We start from the raw sequence: 21,003 nt of genomic DNA on the forward strand, positions 1-21,003 counted from the left end.
GCTTTGTTAATTTTACTTAGTGTTAAATGTTGACCATGCAAATGATGTAGCAATTGCACTTTCTATGTTTATGCCAGAGGTATTGAAGGCCTTTGGAGAGTATTTATTTTCTCACTTAAAGGCACGTCATCCAAGCATTGTTGCTAACTTTAATTGTTTTGCTGATCTCATTATTGGTATTGATAAAGTAATTCATGTTGAAGTAGCTAAGCTTTTTCATGAGCCTAATTTACCTGAAATTGACGCCCAAATTATTGAAGACGGGTTTGTGCGCCGAAGGGCTTATTTTTGGTGCTGCGGCTCATTATGGGGTTGATGCTAAACTTAACCATGCCCAGTGTATGCATGATGGGTTTGATTCGTGTTTAATTGAAATAAAATATGAGACTCCCCATGGCTGAAGACGACTACAATTATAAAAAAGCGCATCTGCGCGAAAAATCAGCCAGAGATCAATTAGAAACCCTACTAGAAGACAAAACACGGGCATTGTTTATTGTTAATTAAGAGCTAAAAGAAAAGCTTGAAACGGTCAACAACCAACAAATAACCTTAATGCAAAGTGAAAAAATGGCCACGCTAGGGACACTCTCAGCTGGGATGCCCACGAAATAAATAACCCGCTAGCTTACATAACCAGTAATGTAGAAAGTATAAAATTTATAAAGCCCGTCCTGGTTTCGTTAATAACGGCGGCTCAACAATTTGTAGATAAATCAATTTCACTATCGCAGTTAGAGTCTATTTTAGTTCAGCTCAATCAAGAGAACGATTTAAGCTTTATTGTGGACGATATTGATGACTTAGTTGATGATACCCAAGAGGGATTAGAGCGCATAGCTCATTAATTAATGCCAAACACGCCTGTGATAACTTGCGCGATCAGCAAGGAAAAATAAGGGTTAAGCTGTTTGCCAATGAAAATAATATTTACATTGAAGTGGCAGATAACGGCTGTGGAATGGACGCTGATACACTTAAACAAATGTTCGATCCCTTCTTTACCACTAAACCCGTAGGCCAAGGCACAGGTATGGGAATGGCTATAGTTTACAACATACTCAAAGAGCACAACGGCACTATAGAGGCAGAAAGTGAAGTGGGCAAGGGGTCTTTAATACGTAGTGTAATACCTATTGCTACATAACTTTGTAAGCTTAAAGTTTACAATGTAGGCATGGCTACAAAGTGTGTTGTGGCTATTGAGCGTAGGTATAAGTATTTTACCTCGATACTTCTTGTCCGCCGTGTTGCTCGGCTAAATCATCAAGTTCGGCAACGGTATAATCAAACCCGCTTTCATCATATTCGTAGCTTACTTTAACGCTGTCGCCGCCATTAAAAAGGCGTGTTTTTACGGTATTGACTGGCCAATCTTTTAATTCGTGTAAAAAGCGGTTTGCCACTTGCGATGACTCAAACCGGTAGCTAATCTCTGTTTTCATAAATAATAATACCCTGATAATTTTACCCCCGTAGTTTGTTGATTTTTACCAAGGAGTCAAGTTATCTACTTTAAAAGGGCAATAAATTATGACTTTATTGATACTTATCGGTCATAGTAATCTAAATTTGAGTGTTAACAGTATAAAGCTGTTTAAAAAACAATAACCATATAACAATAACGGAGTAGGCAATGAAACATTTAGTGAGCTTAGTTGGGCTTATCGCATTTTTAATGGTGGTATAAAACCGCTCGAGTACAACCAAACCCAAACAGAGTTGGTGGCAGCAATTACTAAAGCCATGGAAAACTTAGGCTGGGAACTGGTTAATAGTGATGTTAATAACGGAATTGTTGAAGCGACAGACACCACAACATGGTTTGGCTTTAAAGACGATGTTGTGGTTCGTATTAACGATAAAGGCAGTAAGCGTGTGGTCGACATACGCAGTAAATCACGTATTGGTAAAAGTCATTTAGGTAAAAATGCTCAGCGTATTAAAACACTGATTGAAGAGTTAAATGCTGTTGTTGTGGAATAATTGAATACTAATAAACAGCCCTTGCGTTTTGCAGGGCTATTTGCAGTTGCACATGATCAGCTTATGTTCATAGCTGACAATGCATACTGTTGATAATTTTTAATAAACTATGGAGTTATTATGAAAACAGTCGGATATGCAGCAAAAAGTCAAGGTTCTTTGCTTACAGAGTTTTCTTTTGAGCGCCGCGATTTACGAAATAACGATGTAGCAATAGAAATTTTATATTGTGGTGTGTGCCATTCAGACTTACACGCAGTGCGTAACGACTGGGGGGGTAGTAATTACCCATTAGTTCCTGGGCACGAAATTGTAGGTAAAGTAATATCAGTCGGTAGTGATGTAAAAAAATACAAACAAGGCGATACCGTTGCCGTAGGGTGTATGGTTGACTCGTGTCAAAGCTGTGACCAATGTGATAATCACCAAGAGCAATTTTGTCGTGAAGGCATGGTCGGTACTTACAGCGGGACCGATAGAGTTAACGGCGAAATGACTCAAGGTGGTTACTCTAAACACGTTGTAGTACGCGAAGAGTTTGTATTATCAGTGCCTGAAAACTTAGAATTATCGCGCGTGGCGCCGTTACTTTGCGCCGGTATTACTACTTATTCACCGTTACATAAATGGGGTGTAAAAACAGGTAGCCGAGTTGCTGTGGTAGGCCTTGGTGGATTAGGTCATATGGCGGTTAAAAATGCAGTAGCAATGGGTGCAACCGTTACTGTTATTGGTCGTACTGAGTCTAAAAAAGAAGATGCAATTAAGCTCGGCGCACAGCATTATTTAGTATCAAACAATGATGATGAAATGAAAAATGCGCAGTCAGCGTTTGATGTCATTATTGATACCGTGCCTGTAAAGCATGACTTATCAATTTACACACCGCTACTTGATATCGATGGTACCTTGGTTATTGTTGGCCAAGTAGGCCCAGTAGATGAGCTAAACACAGTTCCTCTTTTAATGGGTCGTCGTCGTGTGGCTGGCTCTTTAATTGGCGGCATTGCAGAAACACAGCAAATGCTTGATTTTTGTGGTGAACACAACGTACTGCCAGAGTGTGAAATGATCAACATAGACGAAATTAACACCGCTTATGAGCGTATGGAACGCTCTGATGTGCGATACCGTTTTGTTATTGATATGTCATCTATTAGCGTTTAATACGCTAAAGAGTAAAATGTAAAAAGAGCCGCTTAGCGGCTCTTTTTGTTTTTATTAACAAGGCTGTGCCTGTTTAGTTTTGTTGCCGCTAATTTGTATGTAACTAAGCAGCCACATTAACAGCCCACCTAAAAATAAAGCCGCAGCAACATAGCCTGTTTGATTTGGCGCAGCCCCTTTTGCAATAGCAATGCCGCCAACCCAAGGGCCAATAGCATTTGCAATATTAAACGCACACTGCACTAATGCCCCAATCATGGCGTGGCCGTCAGGTGATACATCCATTAATAGCGTTTGCACTAAGGTTGATAGCCCTAAGCTGCAGCCAATAAAAAATATAACCGCATACAGCAGATAAATATTATAGCTGGCACTGACATATGCAAATGCAAAAACAATAGTAGAGGCAAGCGTAAATCCGGTGGTTTTTATCGCTGATTTATCGGCAGCTTTACCTAGTACGTAATTACCGAGCGTAGAGCCAATACCAAACATCACCATAGCAATTGAAATTGTATAGGGCGCGCTCTGAGTGACCTCTAAGATCGTATCGGCCACATAGGTATAAATACAAAATACGCCACCAAAGCCAATAATAACAATCCCTAATATTGACCAAACCAGTTTGTTTTTTAGCACCCCTAATTCGTTGAGTATATTAGAGGTATGGGTGTTTTTAACATTAGGCACCACGTTATACACAAAAATAAAGGCAATAAACGCCAACACCCCAGCCGCAGCGAGGCAATAACGCCAACTAAGATTTTGCCCAACCAATGTCACCACCGGCACACCAACGATAGTGGCTATGGTTAAGCCCATAAACACTTTTGACATAAAGCTAGCGCGTTTTCCTTGCGGTGCTATATCAGAGGCCAGTAATAACGCGGCACCAAAATAAGCGCCATGGGGAAGGCCACTTAAAAACCTAAACAGCACCAGTTGTTCTAACGAGGTCGCTAATGCACTTAAACTGTTTGAAATACACATTAAGCTTAAAAATAATAATAGCGCTCGTCGTTTTCGCATATTTGCCGTTGCCAACATTAAAATGGGTGCGCCAACCACCACCCCAAGAGCATAAGCACTAATAGCATAACCACTTTGTGACGGGGTACTGCCAAAAGCCTCACTAATTAATGGCAACATAGGCATCATAGAAAATTCAGATAACCCCAAAATAAAAGTACCCAACGCCAGCACAATTAAAATAGCGGTTCTATTGGGCTGACCCGACGGCGATGTAGTATCAACGGCCATATAAATCCTTGAAGATAATAAATAAAATTTAATAACAAACTAAACGCCAGTGCGCTTAAAAATAAAGCACACACGCTTATTAGTTGAATGTGGAAATGAGGAGTAAAGAGGCGTGCATTTTAAATTAAAAGCTCTCTTTCGTCATGGACTAAACCATAATTTAAGATGAATAAAATTTAACTTAAGCCAACCAAAGGATGGTTAAGTAAGTTCAGCAAAGTATTAACGCAATCAAAAATAAGCAGTGTTAAATTTAAAATGTAATGTTAACTTGACTTTTTGTAATGCATGAATGACATTTGTAAAGTAAACATTACTTTTAAAAACAGGATAAAGGCAATGAAAGCAGAATTAAATTTAAAACAACGCCAAATTAAAAATACCAGTTACCTAGCTAAATGGACCTTAATATGGCTTTTTACTTTAGCTATTTGCAGCTTTGGCCCCACTTTAATCTGGGATCGTTCAGCGCTAATTAGTGGCTTTTTTATTATTATAAATTTGGCTGCTGGCGTAGGGATGATTTTAGCCAACAAGCGCTATTTGCAAGGCATGGATGAATTAATGCAAAAAATACATCTCAGTGCCATGGGGTTTACCTTAGGTGCAGTGTTAGTAGGCGGGCTGGCATACACCAATTTACAATTGAGTGGTTTAATTGATTTTAAAGCGCAAATACCCGACTTAATGTTTTTAATGGGGGCGGTGTATTTAATTAGTGTGTATGTGCTTAATAAACACTATTGCGCAGGTGATGAATGAAAAATAGATTAAAAGTGTTAAGAGCCGAGCATAATTTCACTCAAGCAAAGTTGGCCGAGCTGTTGGATGTATCGCGCCAAACGATTAATGCCATTGAAAAGGGCAAGTTCGATCCCAGCTTGCCACTGGCTTTTAAGGCCGCAAGGTTGTTTAAACTTAAAATAGAAGATATTTTTGATGACGAACAGGGTTAAAAATTAACAAAGTGCGACAATATGTCGCGCTTTTTAACTTGCCGCAGCACGTATAATTTACCCACAAAATTTTTGTGGTAAATCAATAATGACTGATAAAAAAAATCCTTTAACCTCCTATTTATTATCGCCTTTGGCACTTGTTATAAGTGGCGTACTATCGCCTGTTGCCTTTGCAGATGACGCCTCAATTGAAATTATTGAAGTACACGGTCAAGCACAAAACAAACACCTATCGTTAGGTTCATCTGAATCGTTATTAACTGATTTAGGTGTGGACTTTTCAGCCGCCGGTGGCATGGCTAACTTACCTGTTTTAAATGGTTTAATGGGCGATAGAGTGGCGGTACTGGTTGATGGTGCGCAAATCACAGCCGCCTGTGCCAATCAAATGAACCCGCCACTGTCGTATATTTCAGCCAATCAAATTAGTAGCTACAAAGTGGTTGCGGGTATTTCTCCGGTAAGCGCGGGAGGCGATAATATTGCAGGGGTGATCGCGGTTAATTCTATTTCACCTCAGTACAGTGAAAGCAAGCAACTTGGCTGGCACTCTGGCTACGTATCAGCCCAATACAATACGCTAGATAACGGCAAAAAGGTAGGCGCGGGCATGCGCATTGCCAGCGACGTATTCAGTTTTAATTATCAAGGTGCGTTTAGCGATGCTAACAGTTATGAAGATGGTAACGGCGATTTAGTGCTTGACACCCTATACCGCGCGCAAAACCATAGTTTAAGTGCTGCCATGCGCGATGATAAGCAACAATTAGTGGTTAAGCTAAGCCATCAAAAAATACCCTATCAAGGCTTTGCTAACCAATATATGGATATGACAGATAACACCAGCTATGGCGCTGTTGCCCAGTATAAGCGTGCTTTTACAAACAGTGAGCTTGAAGCGCAGTTAAATTGGCATAGCGTAAAGCATGAAATGGGCTTTTTCAGCGCAGAAAAAACCGGAAAAATGCCAATGAAAACCGACGCCGAAGATATAAGCACTCAGTTAAAATGGCAATTAGCACTTGATAACAACAGCCAGTTATTACTCGCCCAAGAGTACCATTATATGAATATTGATGATTGGTGGCCTGCGGTTGAAGGCTCAATGATGATGGGGCCAAATGACTACAACAATATTAATAACGGCCGGCGTCAGCGTATTGCCCTGCTTGCTGAATATGAAAGCCAACTAAATACTCGCTGGTGGTTAAATGCAGGCGTTCGATTTGAAAATGTAATAACCAATACCGACGATGTACAAGCATACAACGCAGGTATGGCCGCTATGAGTGCGATGGCCATGGCGATGCCAAGCGATGCAATGGCCGCTAAAGAGTTTAATGATCAGAATAAAAAACAAACAGACAACCTAGTCGATGCAAACGTGCTGATTAACTATCAACTAAGCAATAATGACGAGTTACAAATTGGTTTAGCTCGTAAAAATCGCGCACCTAATTTATACGAACGTTACAGTTGGGGGGTGGGCAATATGGCCACCACCATGATAGGTTGGTACGGCGATGGTAATGGTTATATTGGTAACATTGCTCTTAAACCTGAAACCGCGCACACGCTAAGTACCACTTACACCACTATGGCAAAAGACGATAGCTGGCGCATGAGTGCCAATGCGTGGGTGAGCGATGTAAATGATTATATTGATGCCAACAGAGTAAGAAGCTTTAACCGCACAGTGCTTGCTGCCAATACTCGTAATGTACTTATGTTTAATAACCTAGATGCCACGCTTTATGGCGTAAAGCTAGATGCGGTTGCTACTCTGCACGAGTCTAAGCAGTATGGTAGTTGGTCGTTAAAAGCTAACATTACCAACACCCGTGGTAAGCGCGACGATACCAATCAGCCGCTTTATCAAATTAAGCCGTTGCAAACCCAATTTGCTATTAACCAGCAAATTGGCCGCTTTGAAAACGCACTCATGTGGCAGTGGGTCGATAGTAAAACCCGCATAGATAACAACCGCCTAGAAAACCAAACCGAGCAGTATCATTTACTAAACCTAAGCTCTAAAGCCAGTTGGGATGCATTGACCGTGAGTGTTGATATTACCAACCTGCTTGATGAGTATTATGAATTACCACTGGGCGGCGTAAGTATTGCTGAGTTTAAACAAGATTCAACGCAGGGATTCAATCAATTAGCAGGGCAGGGTCGCTCTATTAATTTGGCTATGAGTTACGCGTTTTAAAGTGAGAGAGTAAGTTAGTATCAGCCGTCAGATCCGATTTTAGGTTAATCGAGTCTGACGGTTTAAGTTGAGAAAGTTATTTTTTTATTAGAGCTTGAGGGGCTCTCCATTTTAATAGACTTCAATGTAAATAATGTCCTTTTTCATCTGTAGCGTCATATTTGTTAATGTATTTGCCTATTTTTTCGTAGTCTACATTCGAAAGTTCAAATTTGGGTGCTCTTTCACACTTGGTTTAGCCATTTTAACTCAAATATTTTTTTTGCGTTTTGTTTGTTTAATAATGACACTTAAAACGGAAAGTCAATTTATCCTTTTTGAAGTTAAGGAGGTGAAAAAGATAAATGTAGCCTTTATCTGGAAGGCACTATCCGATGATTTCAATCCCCATTATTAATAGACTTTCTCCCAGAAAGTGGTATTTGATTTAAGATAAAAACTATAACACACGCAAAAGAGTAGATTAATTGTGAACGCAAAAATCAATAAACTGCGTTAACAGCGGATTTTTGTATTTGTCTTTATGCATCACTAACCAAAACTGTCTTTGCATGGGGTGGTTTAAGTTAAGCTGCGTAACGCGGCCATCGTTTAAAGCGTACTGTGCCGCGAGTGACGATAAGCATCCCAGCCCTAACCCTTCTGCAACGCTGTTGATCAATGCCTCTGTGGTATTGAGTTCAAAACTTTGGCTCCAATTATCGATATGCGTAGCAAGGTTTTGTAAAAAGAATGAGCGTGAACCAGAGCCAGCTTCCCTTAATACCCATTGACTGTTTGCCAAGTCATTAAAACTAAGCTGTGGTTTTTTAGCTAAAGGATGGGATAGCGGTGCAATAATACACATGGTGTCTTGGCTAAACACGGTTGAGATTAAGTCGCTTTGCTGGGCGTGGCCTTCTATTAATGCAATGTCGAGTTCAAAGTCGCGCAGTTTTTGACAAATAAGCTCAGAATTTGAAATAAAAACCTGCTGAGAATAATGCTGCTGTTGTTGGCGAAACCCACTGAGTATTGAGGGCAAAACATGATTGCCAATGGTATCGCTAGCACCTATTTTTAACGTGCCACTGGCTTTTGCGTGGGACGAAAAAAGCGTATTAATATCATTTGCTCTGTGCAGTAATTCATCGGCCAAGGGCAGTAACTTTTGCCCTTCTTGATTTAAAATTAAGCGATGATTTACCCGGTCAAACAGTGGATGGCCTAATTGTTTTTCAAGCTCGCTAAGCGCCATACTCACCGCCGCTTTAGATAGAAACAATGATTCAGACGCTGCTGTAAGGGTGTTGTGCTGGGTTATGCCTACAAATACTTTAAGTTGCTTAAGTGAAATATTCATTATGCTATGTTTAGTTTTTTTGAACGTGTGTTCTATATAATTATATTTAACTTAACAAGGTGCAAGCGTAAACTTCTCTGTAAGTTACAACCACAGGGTGGAATAGAGATGTTTAAACATATAAAAACAAAAGTATCAGGTGCACCAACACCAATGGGTGGTTTGGCATTAGGTATTGCCAGCCTAGGTTGGGCTTGGGAGAGTATGGCTAACCTAAATGGCGTAGCACAATATATCGGTGCCGCTATTGCGAGCGTATTATTGCTATTATTAACACTTAAGTTTTTATTACATCCTCAACTGCTTAAAGCCGATTTAGCCCACCCAGTTGTGGGAAGTGTGATGCCTACTTTTGCTATGGCTACCTTAGTGGTGTCTAATTCTTTAGGGCAGTTTTACTCCCTTGCGGGAGATGTGCTTTGGGTAGGTGCATTTTTATTGCATGTAGTGTTTTTAATCAGCTTTATTGCTCATCGCGTGATTGAATTTAAAATTGAGCATATGGTGCCAAGCTGGTTTGTACCGCCGGTTGGGATCATTGTTGCCGATGTCGCGTTTTCAGGGAATCCGGCACTGCTGTTTTTAGCGCAAGGGGCGCTTTATTTTGGCATGCTGATGTATGCAGTTATGTTGCCTATGATGATTTACCGGATCATTTTTGCAGCGCACATTCCTGATGCTGCACAGCCTACATTGGCTATTTTAGCTGCGCCAGCAAGTTTATCGCTAGCTGGTTACTTTACAGTGAACAGCGAGCCGTCACCGGTTATTATTGGCTTGTTATTTGGAATTGCAGTATTGATGACCTTTATAATTTATGTCGCATTTTTTAAATTATTGCGCCGTCCATTTTGCCCAGGTTACGCTGCGTTTACTTTCCCTGTGGTCATTGGTGCTACCGCGTTATTTAAACTTGCCGCATGGATGCATACAGTGGGAATTGATTTGCAGTTTATTAAGCAAATACAGTATTTAGCAACGTTTGAATTGATTGTGGCCAGTGGGGTAGTTTGCTATGTGGCGGTTCGTTATTTGGCTCATTTTAAGTTTTTTAACACTCAATTTAAGCCTCTCACCCTATCACAATAACGATTAAACGCTTGTTTGCACTACCTCGTTAGCCCCGTGCTCAATTGCTTGTTCGGCATCTTGCTCAGCAAGCTTGGCGCGCTCTGCTTTTGAAACATAAGCCGGTTTGTTGCTTTTATGCAGCTTGGCATTAGCACGCTTATCTTTGTTATTAAACTTTGTAATGATCTTTTTTCTGCGATTCATGATTAACCCCGTAATTTTAAGGTGCGCATTATACAGGCATCTTTAGTAAAGCTGTTAGATAAATATAGTGGCGGTTTTACGCTCTGTCGCAAAGCGTTGTTTGTTATTACACAAGGGCGTTATAATTATGGCTCTTGGTTGTTAATTAAATGGGATTTGTTTTGAAAAAGTTAGCTTTAGCTAGTATCGCTTTATTGGCCTTTAATACTCATGCACAATTAAATAAAATTAATGACAGCGTGGCTGATTACGCTGTAAATACCTACCAAAGTGCGCAAGTACATACACTCACAAATTTGGTGTCTTTTCCAACGGTCAATAAAAGTGATGTTAGCGCACCACAAAATCCCGACTTTATTGGCTTTAAAGCGCTACTAAAAATGAAAGCGGCTGAGCTTGGTTTTGATTATCAAGATTTAGGTTACACCGTACTTATTAGTATGGGGCAACAAACTGAAAAGGTAACCATAGTAACCCATGGCGATGTGCAACCCGCTAATGCCAGCAAATGGAAACAAAGCCCATTTATTATTGACACCTCAGAGCCGGATAAATTAATTGGCCGTGGTACCGAAGACGACAAAGGCGCTATTGCGACTGCAATGTACGCCATGAAGGCGATAAAAGATAAAGGCATAGCGCTTGATAACCGTATTGAATTAATGATTTACCTAGCGGAGGAGTCTGACTGGGGGCCGTTAACTGAGTTTATGAAAACTTATCAGCAACCAAAGTATGCGGTAACCATCGATGCCTCTTACCCTGTAGTGGTTGCTGAAAAAGGCTGGAGCTTAATTGCGCCAACATTTGATGCAATATCACCACAAACCGGTGTGTATGTCAGTGATGTAACCGGCGGCGCATTTGCCAGTCAAATCCCTGAAGATGCCAGCCTATTACTACATAACGCCAACGAAACATTAATTAATCAATTAAAAGCAAAAGCTAACACACTTAAGCAAGTTGAATTTAATTTTACAGAGCAAAATAACGCGCTGGCCATAAGTGTTAAAGGCATGTCGGCTCACTCATCTGAACCGGAATCAGGCGTTAACGCCATTGCTTATTTAGCTGAAATATTTAAAGGCGTTGAGCTTGAAAACAACAGTGATGGCCAGCTCATTGATTTTGTTAATCAGCTTATTGGTTTAGATATTTACGGTAAACAGTTTGGCGAAATTGCTTATGAACATGACTTTATGGGGCCAATGAGCGTAGCGCCTACGGTTATTGAACGTGAGGGTAATGCGCTTACTTTAGCGGTCAATGCTCGCCGTCCGGTTGGTAAAGATGAGACGTTACTTAAACAACAAATTGATACTGCGCTTGCTAATTGGCAAACGGCTAATCAGGTTACGTTAGCTAACATTAAAACCACCATTGGTACGCCCATGCTTTTAGATAGCGCACCCCATGCGCAAAAGCTACTTGATATTTTTAAGCATTATACGGGTGATAAAAACGCTGATTTTGTTTCAATAGGGGGCGGTACAAATGCCAAGCTATTTGATAATGCCGTGTCGTTTGGCCCATCTATGCCGGGCAAACGCTACACCGGGCACTCAGAACATGAGTTTATTACCCTTGAGCAATTAGCACTTAATTTACGTATGTACACCGCAATGATGATAGAGCTGGGGAATATGTGATTTTGGATATATAACCTATATCTAATACGAAAAAACCGCCGTAACGGCGGTTTTTTATAGCAACGGTGTGCTATTGAAAATCAACTTCTGGCAAGCATTCAAATCCAGGTTTTGCAAATAAATAACCTTGCATTAGCTCAATACCTGCGTGTTTTAACCACTGATATTCTTCAACGGTTTCAATGCCTTCAGCCAGAGCTGTAACATTTAGCGCGCTAAACATGTTTAAACAGTGAGTTACGATTGCCTGGCGATTTTTATCTTTGTCGATATTTCTGATCAGCGCCATATCAAGCTTGATAATATCAGTTTGAAAATCGGCTAATAGGTTTAATCCAGAATAGCCTGAACCAAAGTCATCGATGGCTGTTTTAAAGCCTAATTCTTGGTAATAGCTCACAACACGTTTTACATGTGCGCTGTCTTCTATTTTTTCGACTTCTGTAAATTCAAACATAATATTTGCTGTAGGGAAGTTATACTTTTTAGCGGCTTCTAGGGTGGTACGAATACAGCGCTCAGGCTTATAAATAGCGTTGGGTAAAAAGTTAATGCTTAGCATGGTGTTTATGCCTAGCTTAGAGGCAAGTGCAATCGCTTTAATTCTACATAGTTGGTCAAAGGTATAGCGGTTGTCGTCGTTTACTTGGGAAATAATAGAATAAGCCGACTCATTATTTAAACCACGGACAAGTGCTTCATATCCAAAAATAGTATTATTTTGACAATTTACAATAGGCTGAAATGCCATGGTAAAGTCAAAATCTAGTTCATTCGAATCAGCGCAATTGCTACAAGAAACTTTTTTGCAATTTAGTGATTTATCATTCATTCATCGTACCCTTTGTTTTAACCTACAAAATAAGGTGTGGTTAAGCCTGCCCTTAATCCTAACAAAGTATTGATATTTTACATAATCTATTTAACTGTTTTTGTTTAACCTTTTTGTAACTCACTGTGATTAAACAGTGCCTTTATTTCTATGATTAATGAAAAAGTAGCAATAAGGTTATGGCTTTTTTACATGCGCATAACCTTACTTTTCATGAGCTTTAAGCGCTTTGCGCCTAGCTTAATACACTCGGTATTTACTTAAGTGTGGCGTTAAGCGAAATCTCAGTATTTAATAATTTTGAGATAGGGCAGCCTTTTTTGGTTTGTTCGCACAATGCTTGAAATTGCTCATTTGAAATATCTGCAATGGTTGCATTTACTTCAAGGGCAATGTGCGTCACGGCAAAGCCATCATCCACTTCATTTAAACTAACCACTGCTTCGGTGTTTATGTTCTCAGCGGTAAAGCCCGCTTCACCAAGTGCCAGCGATAAAGCCATACCAAAACAGGCACTATGTGCTGCACCCACTAACTCCTCTGGGTTTGAGCCTGGCTTATCTTCAAAGCGGGTATTAAACCCATACGGCTGGTTATCGAGAGCACCACTTTGAGTTGATATAGTGCCTTTACCACTTTTAATATCGCCAGACCAATTTGAGCTTGCCGTTTTTTTAATTGTCATCATGTTCTCCTTGTTGCGATTAATGTAAATTTTTCAGCATTGATATCAGTTGTATGTAAAATAATCCGATAATTGCTTAAAAATGTACGTAGTAACATGGAGGCTGCAAGATAAACGCCAATCTCTATTTGCTACGTTTACATCGCTCAGAACAATAAATAACGTTATCCCAGTCTCGTTGCCATTTTTTACGCCACGCAAACGGTTTATTACACACAGGGCATATTTTTTCAGGTAGGGTTAGTTTTTTATGTGCCATAGTTATTTGCCTGACTGCTTTTTGGATTTACGTACCGAGGGAGTGATGGCTACATGTTTTTTTAGTATGGCATGAATAGCACGTTTTACATCGGGCCGCTCTCGGTATTGCCATAGCCGTTCGCGGGCTTCTTTTGAGGCGGTGGTTAAATCAAGCATCGGCTCAGGGTAGTCTTCACCTAGTTTAAAGTCGTTAAATAGCGCTTCCATGGGCGTTTGCTCCCAAGGTTGATGTAAATATTCAATGGGGAGCTTTTCAAGTTCAGGGCACCATTTTTTTATAAACGCACCGGTTGGGTCTTGATCCTCCGATTGCTTAATTGGGTTGTAATGACGAATGGTATTAATACCGGTGACAGAGGCTTGCATTTGAATTTGTGGGTAATGAATTCCCGGTTCAAAGTCTAAAAAGTAATTAGCCAGCGGAAAACTTGCCTGTTGCCAGCTAATGTTTAAATGATGCGTTACAAAGCTAACTAGCATAGCGCGCATTCTAAAATTAATATAACCGGTGGCTTTTAAACAGCGCATGCAGGCATCAATAATAGGAATACCAGTTTGCCCCTGTGCCCAGCGTTCAATATCGCTAGTAACCTGGGCGTCATCACGATACGGAAATGCATGGTAACCCGGATTTAGCGCTTTAAATTCCATGGTGCATTCGCTTTCAAACTTTTGCATAAAATGGCAATGCCAATGCAAGCGCGATACAAACGCGGCAAGTGGGCGCTTCCACCCTTTTTTATCAGCAGAAGTGCTATGGTATGCGTCAATCGCCATTTGATACACTTGCCTCAGGCTGATATTCCCCCACGCTAAATAGGGCGATAACCTAGAGCAATGCCTACGGCTTAAGCTTGGGCTGGATATTCCTTTTTGATAACCCTTACCGCGTTCAGCAAAAAAGCTTTGCATTACTTCACGGGCAAGTCGAGGGCCCCCGTGCTGAAAATGTTCATTATCTTGCGTGTAGGCGCTCGGCAGTATAGGTGTTTGATAATCAGTAAGAGTAAGTGGTTTTATTTGCTTCCAATTAGGTATAGCAATAGGTGCTTGCATGGTTTGTTGCCAGCGCTCGTTCCAATTACTGCGATTTCTTTTGCCACGTATCACAGCCCCCGTTGGCGACTCTAACCAGTTAATATGATGGTGTTGGCACCAGGCTTTAATTGCTATGTCACGTTCAAAGGTGTTGTTTAGCCCTATTTCTTGGTGGCTAAAGAGGTTTGTGATTTCAAACTGCGAGTGAAGCGATTCAAGTAGGGTTTGCATATCTTCATTAAATATATACACGCGGCTGTTAAATCGAGCCAACTGAGTGTTTAAGTCGCAAATAGATTGATATACAAAGCGCCAATGCCGCTCGTTGTAATGCACATCGTCAAGTAGTAAAGGTTCGAAATTATAAATTAAGAGGGTAGGCAGGCCGTTACTAAACGCATTTTTTAAAGGCTGATGATCGCTTAGGCGTAAGTCACGTTTAAACCAGACTATGTTTATTTTTATGCGCATGGATTCAATGTATTATTTAAAAATGCTATGAAGTAATTATTTAACTTGTACGCAGCGTAGCGATTTTCCGATTTAGTTTTTTAAGATTAAAAGTGAGAAACCATGTTTTTAGATTTAACCGATAATAGCAATCACTCTGTTTATAGCTACTTAGTGGGCGGTATAAGCCCAAGACCGATTGCGTGGGTAAGCACGTTAAGTGAAGAGGGGGTTGCTAATATTGCGCCTTATTCGTTTTTTACTGTTGCTAGTTGTAACCCGCCGGTTTTAAGCGTAACGCAGGTAAACCCTCGCGATAATGCAAATAAAGATACGTTAAATAATTTACTCGCTACCAAAGAGTGCGTAGTTAATATTGTTAGCCATTCGCTTGTTGATAAAATGAACCAAAGCTGCGCTAACTATCCACGTGACGTGAGTGAATTTGATGCTGCAAATATACAGCGTACCCCCAGCCAATTAGTCAGTGTACCAAGTGTTGCTGCGTCAAAAGTGCGCTATGAATGTAAGTTGCGAGAGGTGATTACTATTTCAGATGAGCCAAGCGGTGGGCAAATGATGCTGTTAGATGTGGTGGGTATTTTCCTCGACGACACCGTTTTAGTGAACGGATATATTGATCCAACGCGTTTAGATGCGGTGGGTAAAATGGGCGGCGATTATTTTAGTACCACGAAAGACAAATTTGCACTAAAGCGCCCACAGTTATAAAGCAATGTGAGTAACCTATTATTCGGTTTGTGGTAAAAAGAATGCACTTATAGCACCTAAAAAACCAAGGGTGCTGTAAAGTAAAATTAGCTCAGCGGTTGATAAAAAAGCCTCGAGTAAACCTATACTACCCAGAAGTAGTAATAACACCCCAATTACCGTGTTACTTACCGATACATAATCGGTGCGTTTATTGCCCTCAGCCATATCAACAAGGTAAGTTTTTCGCCCTAAACGCACGCCTTGGTGTGCAACTGAGTGTAAAAAATACAATATAGGCATAACCCACCAATTTAGCAGTAGTGCGCTATACCAAGTGGCAATAACAAATACGGCTAAGCCATTAAATGTGACTAATATAGCGCTAAGCACTAAAACACGCTGGCTAGATAAATCACTGAGCCTGCCCCAAATAGGCGCCGAGACTAAACTAGCAAAGCCAGAAACGGCAATAAAAGTGGCAAGCAGAGAAAATTCAAAAGACTGTTTACTGGCTAAAACTATATAAAAAGGGGCGCTCAGAGCTGAGCATAAAAGTAGCGCACGGGTAACAACAAAATGGGCAAATTGTTTATCTTTATAAAGCAACTTAAGTTTAGAAAATGCATGCAGCAAGCCATTTTCACCGCCATCGGTTGCCCCCTTATATTCATTTATTTGGCTGTAAAAAAAAGCCGCGATCACCCACATTATTGCACCGAGTGCTAAGGCTATAATGACGGTGTTTTGATCTTTTTGTTGTGAAAAAAACCACATGAGCAAGCCAAACGTTAAGGTGGCAAAACCGGCAATACTGGCAGCTAAGCCACTAATATTACCGCGCTGTTGCTTAGGAATAACTTTTCCAAGCACATCTTTTGCGGCCACCGAGTTAAACCCTCTAGCTAAGCTAAATAAAATTAATAAACCAATAATGGCGTAACCCGCAAGCTTGCCCTCAAGTGTAAACGCGACACCAACCATAGCCAAAATACATAAAGACTGCACAATAGCGCCAATAACCCACACCCATTTACGAATAGGCAATTGGCGGATAAAGCCAGCAATGGCCAACTGCGGCAGTAGTGAACCCGACTCTCTAATAGGTACTAGCCAAGCAATAAAACTCGCTGGCACGTTTAAGCTTTGCATTAACCACGGCAGCGTTATTTTGGGGTTGAGTAGCGCATCAGCAAACTTACTAAACAGTTGGCTTAGCAGTAAAGTAATAAAATTACCGGGGACTTCTTGGCATGCGTTTTCGTCAATGGCCTTACACGCGCGAGCATCTTCTTCGTTATTTAAGCGTTTATAAATTTGCTCTTTTGTTGTTTTTTTCACTCTATTTTACCGCTGTATAAGTACAAATATTTATATATATTAAGATGATATGATTAACATATCTACTTTACCCATTGTTTTTAAGCTCATATGGCAACCATTTTAGGAGTTTTTTAAATAATATGTCTTGCGCAATAGGCTTAGAAATATAATCGTTCATTCCAACCTGTAAGCACTTAGCTTTATCGCCCACCATTGCGTTTGCTGTCATAGCAATAATAGTAATCGGAGGGTTTTTACTTCCAGCTTCATTCACTCTTATATGGGTTGTGGCTTGGTAACCATCCATCACCGGCATTTGGCAATCCATTAAAATGAGTGAGTACGGGTTATGGGAAGTTGTTTGTTTTAAATATTCGAGCGCGTGTTGGCCATTTTCTGCAATATCAATGCTGTTAATTCCTATCTTTTTAAGCGTGGTAGAGGCGACGATTTGATTAATGTTGTTATCTTCAAACAGTAAAATACGAATACTTTTGTCCCACACAATATCATTACTAGACAAAGGCTGAGTGTCAGATAAATCCTCAGTAATGAGGCTGCTATTACTATGCTGTTTATCGCTAAAGCAGGTCGATAGCATCTTAAAAAGATTTTGTGTGATTACGGGCTTTGTAACAATGGCTGAAAACCGAGACGCTTGATATAAATCGCGCTGTTTATTTAGCTCACCCGTGGTCATTAAAACAACATGCGCAGCCATAAGATTTACCTCTTTATCAAGGGTTTTACTTAAGGTTAAAGCATCGCCGTCACTTAGCTGCATATCAATCATAATTAAATCAAAGCAGAGGTTTTGTTTTTCGATATATTGTTGACATGTTTTCACAGCCTGCTTTGCGGGTGGGCTGATTACGGCTGTTGCTCCCCATTTAGTAAACTGCTTGTGTAAAATAGAAGATTGAGTTTGATTGCTGCACACAATTAAAATATTTAACGATGACATATCTACAGTGGGGAATACTTTTTGTGGGTTTTTACTGCGTTTTAGAACAACATTAAAGTTACTGCCCTTATTTTCTTTAGATTGTACCTGTATATCACCTTCCATTAGGTGGCATAACTTTTTAACAATCGCTAAGCCTAAGCCCGTGCCACCATATTTTCGTGTTGTTGAAGAGTCAACTTGAGAGAATGATTTAAATAGCTTGGCTTGTTGAGCTGCAGAAATACCAATTCCAGAGTCTATTACTTGGCAGCTAAAACGCATTTGATTGTTGTTAATCGGTGTGAGTTTAGCAATAACTTGCACTTCGCCTTCATGGGTAAATTTAAGCGCATTATTTACTAAGTTTGTTAAAATTTGTTTGAGGCGTCCGGCGTCACCAATGACAAAAGCGTATTCAAGGTGCTCTATATCTAGCATTAACGGAATATTTTTACTGTGAGCATGAATTGCTATTGTTTCGATAAAATCGTCGAGCATGTTACAAAGGTTAAACTCTAACTCCTCAAGCTCAAGCTTACCGGCATCTACTTTTGAAAAGTCTAAAATATCGTTAATAATATTTAATAAGGAGTTTGCACTATTGAGTGCAATGCTTACCTGATGATGTTGTTTTTCATTTAATGAACTATCTAAAATCAAATTAAGCATGCCTAATACGCCATTCATAGGCGTGCGAATTTCATGACTCATTGCTGCTAAAAACTCGCTTTTAGCAATATTAGCCTGCTCAGCCGCCGCTTTTGCTTCAATTAATGATTGATTTGCTGCTTTTTGCTCAGTGATATCTTGCTGAATACCCACATAAGCAGTGAGCTGTTGCTGCTCGTTAAAAACAGGTGAGATTTGTAGGCTATTCCAAAATTCCGTGCCATCTTTTTTATAATTTAGTATCTCTATACGTTGAGTTTTTAATGTTTTTATTGCATTAGTAATAATATCTATTGCGTTCTTATCGGTGTTTGGCCCTTGAAGTAAGCTGCAATTTATTTCTAGCATTTCCTCTTTACTATAGCCTGTTATTTTTTCAAATTCAGAGTTTAAAAAGACTAAAGGAAAGCCTTGCACACTCGCATCGGCTATAGAAATACCCACATTACACGATTCGATTGCCTGCGCTAATAAATCATTTTGCTCTTTTGCTTGTTTTAATGCTTTTTGAGAACGTTTTTGCTCAGTAATGTCAGTTACAGAGCCTGCCATTCTAATTGCTTTATTATGCTCATTGCGCAGTGCCATCCCTTTTACTGTAAAATAACAATAAGCGCCTGATTTAGTTTTTAATCTATAATCGTAATTGAAGGGAGTGTTGCTAATTAAGTGATTTGCTATTTGCTTTTTATGCTTGGTTATATCATCAGGGTGAAGTAACTTATAAAGTGCATCAGCACAGTGAGGCAAAGCGTTTTTATCGTTTTCGTCGTAGCCAAGCAATACGCTAATACGGGGAGAAAAATATACTTCATTTGTAACAATATCCCAATCCCAAATACCATCATTACTGCCCTTAACCGCCAGTTCGTAACGCGTTTCATTTTGCTTTATAGCTTCTCTTGAGGATTCTAAAAGCTTAAACGGGTTTAGTAGTAAGTGCCGACCAAATACAAACAGGAATAACGACGATAAAGCCATACTTACAATAATTGATATAGCAATATCGATTATGAAGCGAGTAGTTTTAGCAGCAATTAAATTGCTAGTAATGTAGTAGTTTAATGTTATATCTGTATTGCCAATGAGGTTTTGGCCAATACTGACATACTCGTCATCTTGAGTTAAATTAGAATAAAAACCCATGGGCCTGCTAAAGTCAGTCCATGACTTTCACGGTCAAAGTCGGTCGGTAGTAACTGGGTCATTGGCGTATTAAATTGCACCATAAGCACGCCCTCAGTAAAGTTATTATATTTTATAGGCACCGCAATGGTGAATAGGTCAGTATTGGTTGGCTTATTTAATATCACCGCGTTTTCTGTTTGCTCTTCAAGTAAGCTATTTATCCATGGTTGCTCAATTATGCTCAGCTCGTTAAGCGAAGGGTCGTTACTAAAAACCACCTCTTTTAGTACGTTTATAATCGTTATTTTTTCGGTGCTCCCCATTATTTTATATTGAAAAAGGTAATCTTGGAGTAGCGCTTTCGAGGTATCTGACCCCATTATGGCGTTAGATAAAATAGGTTGACGAGCAAAGCCATTAAGAATTTGTGTTCTTGTTTCTAAAAATAGTGTGAGGTAGCTGGTGGTGAGTTTAGATTCAATCTCAAGACTTTTACTTTGCAAATCATAGATAGCTGTATTTGCACGATGACCAACAAACAGTAAAGAAATAGTTACTGATAATATTAAGCTCAATGCTAAAAAAGTATAAAAATCATTATTTGTTGAGAGCTTAAATTTTTTATTTATTAATGCTCGCATTACTCAACATTGCCTATTGGGTTTTCGATAATGTGTATTTTTCCATCTGGCTGATAATTTGCCATGCATAAATCGTCAAAACCAAGTGCTTCGTGGGCATCAATATTATTAGCTGACCACACAGCAAAAGGACGTTGGTATTGTTTTATTAAGCCATTAACTGGCATGGTTAAGTTTTCAAGTGCATGTTTAATTTTTGCTCTGTTGTGCTCTGTATTATCGGTTAAAGTTATTTGTGATATGCCCTGTAATAATAGTTTTGTTAAGTCGTAGGCATGAATAAATCCAGCCGGAGAAATTAACTCAGTGGGTGCTACAGGGGTAGGCTTGAGGGATAAGCTTTGTGCTATAACATTTTTAGTTAAAGCGGTTTGCGGCGTTTTTAAAAATGAAAAACAGCTTTGTATAAAATGTAAGCTCAAGTTTGATTTTATGGCTTACTCAACGTTGGCAAAAAAATCCCCACCCG

The 21,003-nt window shown here is 39.8% G+C and carries 19 protein-coding genes and 3 pseudogenes; 10 read left to right on the plus strand and 12 right to left on the minus strand.

Features of this window, described 5'->3' with window-relative positions:
* Window positions 1-19 precede the first annotated feature (19 nt).
* Together MTN97_RS00625 and MTN97_RS00630 are read left to right on the plus strand one after the other, a co-directional pair.
* Window positions 20-401 (plus strand): annotated as a pseudogene (locus MTN97_RS00625) (heme NO-binding domain-containing protein).
* Window positions 394-1,147, plus strand: a pseudogene (locus tag MTN97_RS00630) (sensor histidine kinase). The pseudogenes MTN97_RS00625 and MTN97_RS00630 overlap by 8 nt, the downstream one beginning before the upstream one ends.
* 76 nt (window positions 1,148-1,223) lie before the next feature.
* Here MTN97_RS00630 and MTN97_RS00635 read toward each other — a convergent pair.
* Window positions 1,224-1,445, minus strand: coding sequence for a hypothetical protein (locus MTN97_RS00635; RefSeq protein WP_248473352.1), 222 nt, complete (start codon window positions 1,443-1,445; stop codon window positions 1,224-1,226).
* 241 nt (window positions 1,446-1,686) lie between these two features.
* Here MTN97_RS00635 and MTN97_RS00640 point away from each other — a divergent pair.
* Window positions 1,687-1,986: pseudogene (locus MTN97_RS00640) on the plus strand (DUF1499 domain-containing protein); the annotation flags it as partial.
* A gap of 120 nt (window positions 1,987-2,106) precedes the next feature.
* On the plus strand, window positions 2,107-3,153 hold the full coding sequence (locus MTN97_RS00645; protein ID WP_036983286.1) for an NAD(P)-dependent alcohol dehydrogenase: 1,047 nt from the start codon (window positions 2,107-2,109) through the stop codon (window positions 3,151-3,153).
* A 54-nt stretch (window positions 3,154-3,207) separates the two neighbouring features.
* Here the strand turns inward: MTN97_RS00645 and MTN97_RS00650 are convergent, their stop codons facing one another.
* Entirely contained in the window at window positions 3,208-4,413 is a 1,206-nt protein-coding gene (locus tag MTN97_RS00650) for an MFS transporter (protein WP_036956818.1), read from the minus strand.
* A gap of 339 nt (window positions 4,414-4,752) precedes the next feature.
* On the opposite strand from MTN97_RS00650, the gene MTN97_RS00655 reads away from it, so the two are divergent.
* The 3 genes from MTN97_RS00655 (at window position 4,753) to MTN97_RS00665 (ending at window position 7,584) form a co-directional block, all read left to right on the plus strand.
* The gene (locus MTN97_RS00655; protein WP_028835426.1) at window positions 4,753-5,175 is read left to right on the plus strand and encodes a hypothetical protein; all 423 of its coding nucleotides are present in this window, start codon (window positions 4,753-4,755) and stop codon (window positions 5,173-5,175) included.
* Window positions 5,172-5,369 carry a helix-turn-helix transcriptional regulator gene (locus tag MTN97_RS00660; protein WP_013464415.1) on the plus strand — a complete coding sequence of 66 codons (198 nt, stop codon included), beginning with the start codon at window positions 5,172-5,174 and terminating at the stop codon, window positions 5,367-5,369. Before MTN97_RS00655 ends, MTN97_RS00660 begins: the two co-directional genes overlap by 4 nt.
* An 88-nt stretch (window positions 5,370-5,457) precedes the next feature.
* The gene (locus tag MTN97_RS00665; protein ID WP_248473353.1) at window positions 5,458-7,584 is read left to right on the plus strand and encodes a TonB-dependent receptor plug domain-containing protein; all 2,127 of its coding nucleotides are present in this window, start codon (window positions 5,458-5,460) and stop codon (window positions 7,582-7,584) included.
* A gap of 463 nt (window positions 7,585-8,047) precedes the next feature.
* Here MTN97_RS00665 and MTN97_RS00670 read toward each other — a convergent pair whose 3' ends face one another.
* Window positions 8,048-8,926: a LysR family transcriptional regulator gene (locus MTN97_RS00670; RefSeq protein WP_248473355.1), complete on the minus strand. Its 879-nt coding sequence runs from the start codon at window positions 8,924-8,926 to the stop codon at window positions 8,048-8,050.
* Between the two features lie 108 nt (window positions 8,927-9,034).
* Here MTN97_RS00670 and MTN97_RS00675 point away from each other — a divergent pair, with 108 nt between their 5' ends.
* A complete protein-coding gene (locus tag MTN97_RS00675) occupies window positions 9,035-10,015 on the plus strand; it encodes a TDT family transporter (protein ID WP_248473357.1) in 981 nt (326 codons plus the stop codon).
* Window positions 10,016-10,018: 3 nt separating this feature from the next.
* On the opposite strand, the gene MTN97_RS00680 is transcribed toward MTN97_RS00675, so the two are convergent.
* Entirely contained in the window at window positions 10,019-10,201 is a 183-nt protein-coding gene (locus tag MTN97_RS00680) for a DUF2986 domain-containing protein (protein ID WP_069440312.1), read from the minus strand.
* Between the two features lie 161 nt (window positions 10,202-10,362).
* On the opposite strand from MTN97_RS00680, the gene MTN97_RS00685 reads away from it, so the two are divergent.
* Window positions 10,363-11,850, plus strand: coding sequence for a dipeptidase (locus MTN97_RS00685; RefSeq protein ID WP_248473358.1), 1,488 nt, complete (start codon window positions 10,363-10,365; stop codon window positions 11,848-11,850).
* 70 nt (window positions 11,851-11,920) lie between these two features.
* On the opposite strand, the gene MTN97_RS00690 is transcribed toward MTN97_RS00685, so the two are convergent.
* The 4 genes from MTN97_RS00690 to MTN97_RS00705 form a co-directional block, all read right to left on the minus strand.
* Window positions 11,921-12,682: an EAL domain-containing protein gene (locus tag MTN97_RS00690; protein ID WP_248473360.1), complete on the minus strand. Its 762-nt coding sequence runs from the start codon at window positions 12,680-12,682 to the stop codon at window positions 11,921-11,923.
* A gap of 256 nt (window positions 12,683-12,938) precedes the next feature.
* Entirely contained in the window at window positions 12,939-13,367 is a 429-nt protein-coding gene (locus tag MTN97_RS00695; protein ID WP_076921448.1) for an OsmC family protein, read from the minus strand.
* 124 nt (window positions 13,368-13,491) lie between these two features.
* Entirely contained in the window at window positions 13,492-13,626 is a 135-nt protein-coding gene (locus MTN97_RS00700) for a DUF2256 domain-containing protein (RefSeq protein ID WP_076921450.1), read from the minus strand.
* A 2-nt stretch (window positions 13,627-13,628) separates the two neighbouring features.
* Window positions 13,629-15,137, minus strand: a complete 1,509-nt coding sequence (locus MTN97_RS00705; protein ID WP_248473362.1) for a cryptochrome/deoxyribodipyrimidine photo-lyase family protein — start codon at window positions 15,135-15,137, stop codon at window positions 13,629-13,631.
* Window positions 15,138-15,239: 102 nt separating this feature from the next.
* Here MTN97_RS00705 and MTN97_RS00710 point away from each other — a divergent pair, with 102 nt between their 5' ends.
* Complete coding sequence (locus tag MTN97_RS00710; protein WP_248473364.1) at window positions 15,240-15,848, plus strand: flavin reductase family protein; 609 nt, start codon at window positions 15,240-15,242, stop codon at window positions 15,846-15,848.
* Between the two features lie 18 nt (window positions 15,849-15,866).
* Here MTN97_RS00710 and MTN97_RS00715 read toward each other — a convergent pair whose 3' ends face one another.
* The 4 genes from MTN97_RS00715 to MTN97_RS00730 form a co-directional block, all read right to left on the minus strand.
* Window positions 15,867-17,168, minus strand: coding sequence for an MFS transporter (locus MTN97_RS00715; RefSeq protein ID WP_248473366.1), 1,302 nt, complete (start codon window positions 17,166-17,168; stop codon window positions 15,867-15,869).
* A 67-nt stretch (window positions 17,169-17,235) separates the two neighbouring features.
* Window positions 17,236-19,911, minus strand: a complete 2,676-nt coding sequence (locus MTN97_RS00720) for a PAS domain S-box protein (RefSeq protein ID WP_248473368.1) — start codon at window positions 19,909-19,911, stop codon at window positions 17,236-17,238.
* Window positions 19,890-20,534 carry a hypothetical protein gene (locus tag MTN97_RS00725; RefSeq protein WP_248473370.1) on the minus strand — a complete coding sequence of 215 codons (645 nt, stop codon included), beginning with the start codon at window positions 20,532-20,534 and terminating at the stop codon, window positions 19,890-19,892. The genes MTN97_RS00720 and MTN97_RS00725 overlap by 22 nt, the downstream gene beginning before the upstream one ends.
* A complete protein-coding gene (locus tag MTN97_RS00730) occupies window positions 20,534-20,956 on the minus strand; it encodes a hypothetical protein (protein ID WP_248473371.1) in 423 nt (140 codons plus the stop codon). Before MTN97_RS00730 ends, MTN97_RS00725 begins: the two co-directional genes overlap by 1 nt.
* Between the last annotated feature and the right edge of the window lie 47 nt (window positions 20,957-21,003).

Source organism: Pseudoalteromonas sp. 2CM36K, from assembly GCF_023161865.1.
Classification (GTDB): Bacteria; Pseudomonadota; Gammaproteobacteria; order Enterobacterales; family Alteromonadaceae; genus Pseudoalteromonas; species Pseudoalteromonas tetraodonis.

Excerpts from the sequence above, each read along its gene's own strand:
- MTN97_RS00660 (WP_013464415.1), top strand. The coding sequence starts at position 5,172 with ATGAAAAATAGATTAAAAGTGTTAAGAGCCGAGCATAATTTCACTCAA.
- MTN97_RS00680 (WP_069440312.1), bottom strand. The coding sequence starts at position 10,201 with ATGAATCGCAGAAAAAAGATCATTACAAAGTTTAATAACAAAGATAAG.
- MTN97_RS00720 (WP_248473368.1), bottom strand. The coding sequence starts at position 19,911 with ATGGGTTTTTATTCTAATTTAACTCAAGATGACGAGTATGTCAGTATT.
- MTN97_RS00675 (WP_248473357.1), top strand. The coding sequence starts at position 9,035 with ATGTTTAAACATATAAAAACAAAAGTATCAGGTGCACCAACACCAATG.
- MTN97_RS00655 (WP_028835426.1), top strand. The coding sequence starts at position 4,753 with ATGAAAGCAGAATTAAATTTAAAACAACGCCAAATTAAAAATACCAGT.
- MTN97_RS00705 (WP_248473362.1), bottom strand. The coding sequence starts at position 15,137 with ATGCGCATAAAAATAAACATAGTCTGGTTTAAACGTGACTTACGCCTA.
- MTN97_RS00700 (WP_076921450.1), bottom strand. The coding sequence starts at position 13,626 with ATGGCACATAAAAAACTAACCCTACCTGAAAAAATATGCCCTGTGTGT.
- MTN97_RS00635 (WP_248473352.1), bottom strand. The coding sequence starts at position 1,445 with ATGAAAACAGAGATTAGCTACCGGTTTGAGTCATCGCAAGTGGCAAAC.
- MTN97_RS00670 (WP_248473355.1), bottom strand. The coding sequence starts at position 8,926 with ATGAATATTTCACTTAAGCAACTTAAAGTATTTGTAGGCATAACCCAG.
- MTN97_RS00710 (WP_248473364.1), top strand. The coding sequence starts at position 15,240 with ATGTTTTTAGATTTAACCGATAATAGCAATCACTCTGTTTATAGCTAC.
- MTN97_RS00650 (WP_036956818.1), bottom strand. The coding sequence starts at position 4,413 with ATGGCCGTTGATACTACATCGCCGTCGGGTCAGCCCAATAGAACCGCT.
- MTN97_RS00645 (WP_036983286.1), top strand. The coding sequence starts at position 2,107 with ATGAAAACAGTCGGATATGCAGCAAAAAGTCAAGGTTCTTTGCTTACA.
- MTN97_RS00695 (WP_076921448.1), bottom strand. The coding sequence starts at position 13,367 with ATGACAATTAAAAAAACGGCAAGCTCAAATTGGTCTGGCGATATTAAA.
- MTN97_RS00725 (WP_248473370.1), bottom strand. The coding sequence starts at position 20,534 with ATGCGAGCATTAATAAATAAAAAATTTAAGCTCTCAACAAATAATGAT.
- MTN97_RS00690 (WP_248473360.1), bottom strand. The coding sequence starts at position 12,682 with ATGAATGATAAATCACTAAATTGCAAAAAAGTTTCTTGTAGCAATTGC.
- MTN97_RS00665 (WP_248473353.1), top strand. The coding sequence starts at position 5,458 with ATGACTGATAAAAAAAATCCTTTAACCTCCTATTTATTATCGCCTTTG.